This window comes from Luteibacter sp. P4_E6 (genome assembly GCF_056401535.1).
Window position 1 is genome coordinate 1 of record NZ_JBFUJE010000372.1, and the last position, 3903, is coordinate 3903.

Annotated in this window: 4 protein-coding genes and 1 pseudogene; 2 read left to right on the top strand and 3 right to left on the bottom strand. The window is 67.6% G+C overall.

The genetic code is table 11. The annotated features are described in order from the left end of the window. The 3 genes and pseudogenes from glmM to orn all read right to left on the bottom strand — a co-directional run. Window positions 1-517, bottom strand: a pseudogene (gene glmM, locus AC1DT2_RS17405) (phosphoglucosamine mutase); the annotation flags it as partial. 245 nt (window positions 518-762) lie between these two features. Further along, entirely contained in the window at window positions 763-1665 is a 903-nt protein-coding gene (gene folP / locus AC1DT2_RS17410) for a dihydropteroate synthase (protein WP_477297710.1), read from the bottom strand. A 3-nt stretch (window positions 1666-1668) separates the two neighbouring features. Next, window positions 1669-2235, bottom strand: a complete 567-nt coding sequence (orn, locus tag AC1DT2_RS17415) for an oligoribonuclease (RefSeq protein WP_477297712.1) — start codon at window positions 2233-2235, stop codon at window positions 1669-1671. A 50-nt stretch (window positions 2236-2285) separates the two neighbouring features. On the opposite strand from orn, the gene sbcB reads away from it, so the two are divergent. Next, a complete protein-coding gene (gene sbcB / locus AC1DT2_RS17420; protein ID WP_213946925.1) occupies window positions 2286-3716 on the top strand; it encodes an exodeoxyribonuclease I in 1431 nt (476 codons plus the stop codon). An 8-nt stretch (window positions 3717-3724) separates the two neighbouring features. After that, window positions 3725-3903, top strand: a 179-nt coding sequence (locus AC1DT2_RS17425; protein WP_477297713.1) for a DUF2461 family protein, incomplete at its 3' end; no start/stop codon positions are given.

The following is a 3903-nucleotide window of genomic DNA, read 5'->3' on the forward strand; positions in this document are numbered from 1 at the left end:
CCGCATCCTCGATGCGGCTGGCCTTGCCCAGCGCCTCGGAGGCGACGGTGACGAATTCGGCCTCGATCTCGGCCTCGATCTCGGCTTCCAGCGCGTCGTCGAGCTTTTCGCCCTGRCCGGAGAAGAACTTGATGCCGTTGTCCTGGTGCGGGTTGTGTGAGGCGCTGATCACGATGCCCGCGTCGGCACGCAGGGAACGGGTGAGGAAGGCCACAGCCGGGGTGGGCATCGGGCCGAGCAGGCGCACATCCGCACCGGAGGCGACCAGGCCGGCTTCGAGCGCCGACTCGAACATGTAGCCGGAAACGCGTGTGTCCTTGCCGATCACCACGGTGACCTTGCGGCCATGGTCGCGGCGGTCGGGACCGGCGTTCGGGCCCCTGCCGTCGGCGGCGCGGCGGCGCGCGAGGACGGCTCCAAGGGCCCGGCCGAGGCGGAGAATGAAGTCCGCGCTGATGGGATAGGTGCCGACGTGGCCGCGGATGCCGTCGGTGCCGAAGTATTTGCGCTCGCTCATGCTGATCATCCTGCCGGGGACGGAGAAGCATACTCCGACAGGAGCTTTAACCAGATATTCCAAAGGCCTGTAGCACTTTTGTGGGACTGGCCGAGGATGCTGGAGCTTTGTCTGGGAGCCGGGCTTTGTTTGGGAACCGGGCTTTGTGTGGGAGCCGGCTATGCCGGCGATGGGGCCACGGCAACCTGGTTTTCGCCGCTGAAGCGGCTCCCACAGAGGGGAAAAGGCTGCAGCGCCGTGCTGGTTTACTCGTCGTCGGGCCAGCGGGGCATGGAAGGCTTGTCGATGCGGGGCGCGGTGTCGCCGGCTTTTACGGCGGCCCAGACGGCGAGGGCGTCGACTGTGGAGCCCACGTCGTGGACGCGGACCAGCACGGCGCCGCGCTGGACAGCGATCAGGGCGGCGGCCACGGAGCCGTGGACGCGAGCGGCCGGATCGGTGCGGCCGGTCATGGCGCCGATCATGGACTTGCGGGAGACACCCACATAGGCGCCCGCGCCGAGCTCGGCGAACCGGGCCGTCGCTCTCAGCAGGGCCAGGTTGTGCTCGAGGTTCTTGCCGAATCCGAAGCCGGGGTCGACCAGGACGCGCTTGCGGTCGATGCCGGCCAGCTCGCAGGAGAACAGCCGATCGGTGAGAAAGCGGTGGACCTCGCCGACCACGTCGTCATAGTCCGGCGCGTCCTGCATGGCGCGCGGCTCACCCTGCATGTGCACTAGGCAGACCGGCACGCGCAGCTCGGCAGCGGTGTCCAGCGCGCCTTCGCGGCGCAGCGCGTAGACATCGTTGATCATGCCGGCGCCCGCGCCGACCGCAGCGCGCATCACCTCGGGCTTGGAGGTATCGATGGACAGCGGCACGGTCGTCGCCGCGGCGAGGCGCTCGATCAGCGGCAGCACGCGACGAATCTCGTCTTCGACGGAGACGTCGTCCGCACCGGGGCGGGTCGACTCGCCGCCGATGTCGAGCATGTCTGCGCCCTCTTCCACCAGCTTCAGCGCATGCGCGTAAGCGGCGTCCAGGCTGTCGTACCGGCCGCCGTCGGAGAAGGAATCCGGCGTGACGTTGACGATGCCGACCACACGCGGCCGGTCCAGGACCAGGGCACGGCCGTTGCAGTCCAGTACGGTGGCGAAGGGGTCGTTCATGCGTCAGCCCTGCTGGGTGCCCGCCATCGGGCCCATGAATCGACGGTAATAACGGAGCTCGTCGATCGAATCGCGGATGTCCGAGAGTGCCGTGTGCGCGGAGTCCTTGTTGAAGCCCCGTGCGATCTCCGGCGACCAGCGACGCGAAAGCTCCTTCAGCGTGGACACGTCGAGGTTCCGGTAGTGGAAGAAACGCTCCAGCTTCTGCATCTCGCGGTGCAGGAAGCGGCGGTCCTGGCAGATGGAATTGCCGCACATGGGCGACTTGCCGGGCAGGACCCATTTCTTGAGGAAGGTGATGGTGGCCTCCTCGGCCTGTTCGGGCGTGGCATCCGTTTCCACCGCGCGGCCCCACAGGCCCGAGCGCTGGTGCTGGTTACGGTTCCAGGCGTCCATCTTCTGCAGGCGGGCATCGCTGTGCGAGATGGCGAAGACCGGGCCTTCGGCCAGCACGTTCAGATCCTTGTCCGTCACGATCGTGGCGATCTCCAGGATGGAGTCGTTGTCCGTGTCCAGACCCGTCATCTCCAGGTCGATCCAGATGAGGTTGTCCTCGTGTGCGGGCGTCATGGGTTCTCCTTGGAAGTACCGCGCAGTCTAGCGTATGCGATCATTCCCCGATGGCCGAACCGACCTTCTTCTGGCACGACTACGAAACCTTCGGCGCCGATCCCCGCCGGGACCGCCCCAGCCAGTTCGCCGGCATCCGCACCGATGCGGACCTGAACGTCGTCGGCGAGCCCCTGATGATCTACTGCAAGCCGCCCCGGGACATGCCCCCGCAGCCGGCGGCGTGCCTGATCACCGGCATCGCGCCGCAGCTGACCGAGCGCGAGGGCATGCGCGAGGCCGAGTTCGCCGCGGCGATCCACGAACAGCTGGCCGTGCCGGGCACCTGCACCGTGGGCTACAACTCGCTGCGCTTCGACGATGAATTCACCCGCCACCTCCTGTACCGGAACTTCTACGACCCGTACGGGCGGGAGTGGGAAAACGGCAATTCACGCTGGGACCTGATCGACCTGGTGCGCCTGTGCGAGGCCCTGCGCCCCGAAGGCATCGTCTGGCCGACGCGTGAAGACGGTAGCCCCAGCTTCAAGCTGGAACACCTGGCCACCGCCAACGGCCTGAAGCAGGACCGCGCACACGACGCCCTCTCCGACGTGGAAGCGCTGATAGCCCTCGCCCGCCTTATCCGCCAGCATCAGCCGAAACTGTGGGACTGGTACTTCGCCCTGCGCCGCAAGCAACGCGTCTTCGAGCTGCTCGACGTGGCGGCGATGACGCCGGTCGTTCACGTATCCTCGCGCTACCCGGCGAGCCGCCACTGCCTCACGGTCATCGCACCGCTGGCCGCGCATCCGTCACGCGCCGGCGAAGTGATCGTCTACGACCTCAGTGCCGATCCCTCCGACCTCCTCACGCTCGACGACGGCGACGTGGCCGACCGCGTCTTCACCTCGCGCGCCGACCTGCCCGAGGGCGTGGAGCGGGTGGCCCTGCGTACCGTGCGCGCGAACCAGGCGCCGGCGCTTGCGCCGCTGTCCGTGCTGAAGGGCGCCGATCACGGCCGTCTCGGGCTCGACATGGCCGCCGTGGAGCGCCACCTCGACATGTTGCGCAACGCCGAAGGCCTGGCCGAGAAGTTGCGCCGGATCTACGGCCAGGCGGCGTCACTGCCACCCGCCGAGGATCCCGAACTCGCCCTCTACGGTGCCTTCCTGCCTGACGCCGATCGCCGCCTGCTGGGCGACGTTCGCGCCACGCCACCCGAGCAGCTCGGCACGCGCCCGTTCAATTTCCGCGATCCGCGTTACCCGGAACTGCTGTTCCGTTACCGCGCGCGCAACTGGCCGGACACGCTGAGTGCCGACGAGCAGGCCCGCTGGGAAGCCTTCCGCGTGGATCGCCTCACCCGGCGCAGTGCCCTGACCACGCTCACCCTCGACGACTACAACGCCGAACTCACCGCCTTGCGCGCCCTGCCCGGCTCGCCGCTGCCCCTGCTCGACGAGCTGGAAGCGTGGGGCCTCGAACTCGCACCGAACTGACCCGACCCATGGCCAAGACCTACTTCACGCCCGCGACGTTCCGCTTCTTCAAATCGCTGATGCGCCACAACAACCGCGAATGGTTCCACGAGCACAAGGACGACTACGAGAAACATGTGCGTGAGCCGTTCCTTGCGTTGATCGGCGACCTCGACGCCCCGCTGAAGAAGATCAGCCCGCACTACCG

Coding starts and splice junctions, on each gene's coding strand:
- folP (WP_477297710.1), bottom strand. CDS start 1,665: ATGAACGACCCCTTCGCCACCGTACTGGACTGCAACGGCCGTGCCCTG.
- orn (WP_477297712.1), bottom strand. CDS start 2,235: ATGACGCCCGCACACGAGGACAACCTCATCTGGATCGACCTGGAGATG.
- sbcB (WP_213946925.1), top strand. CDS start 2,286: ATGGCCGAACCGACCTTCTTCTGGCACGACTACGAAACCTTCGGCGCC.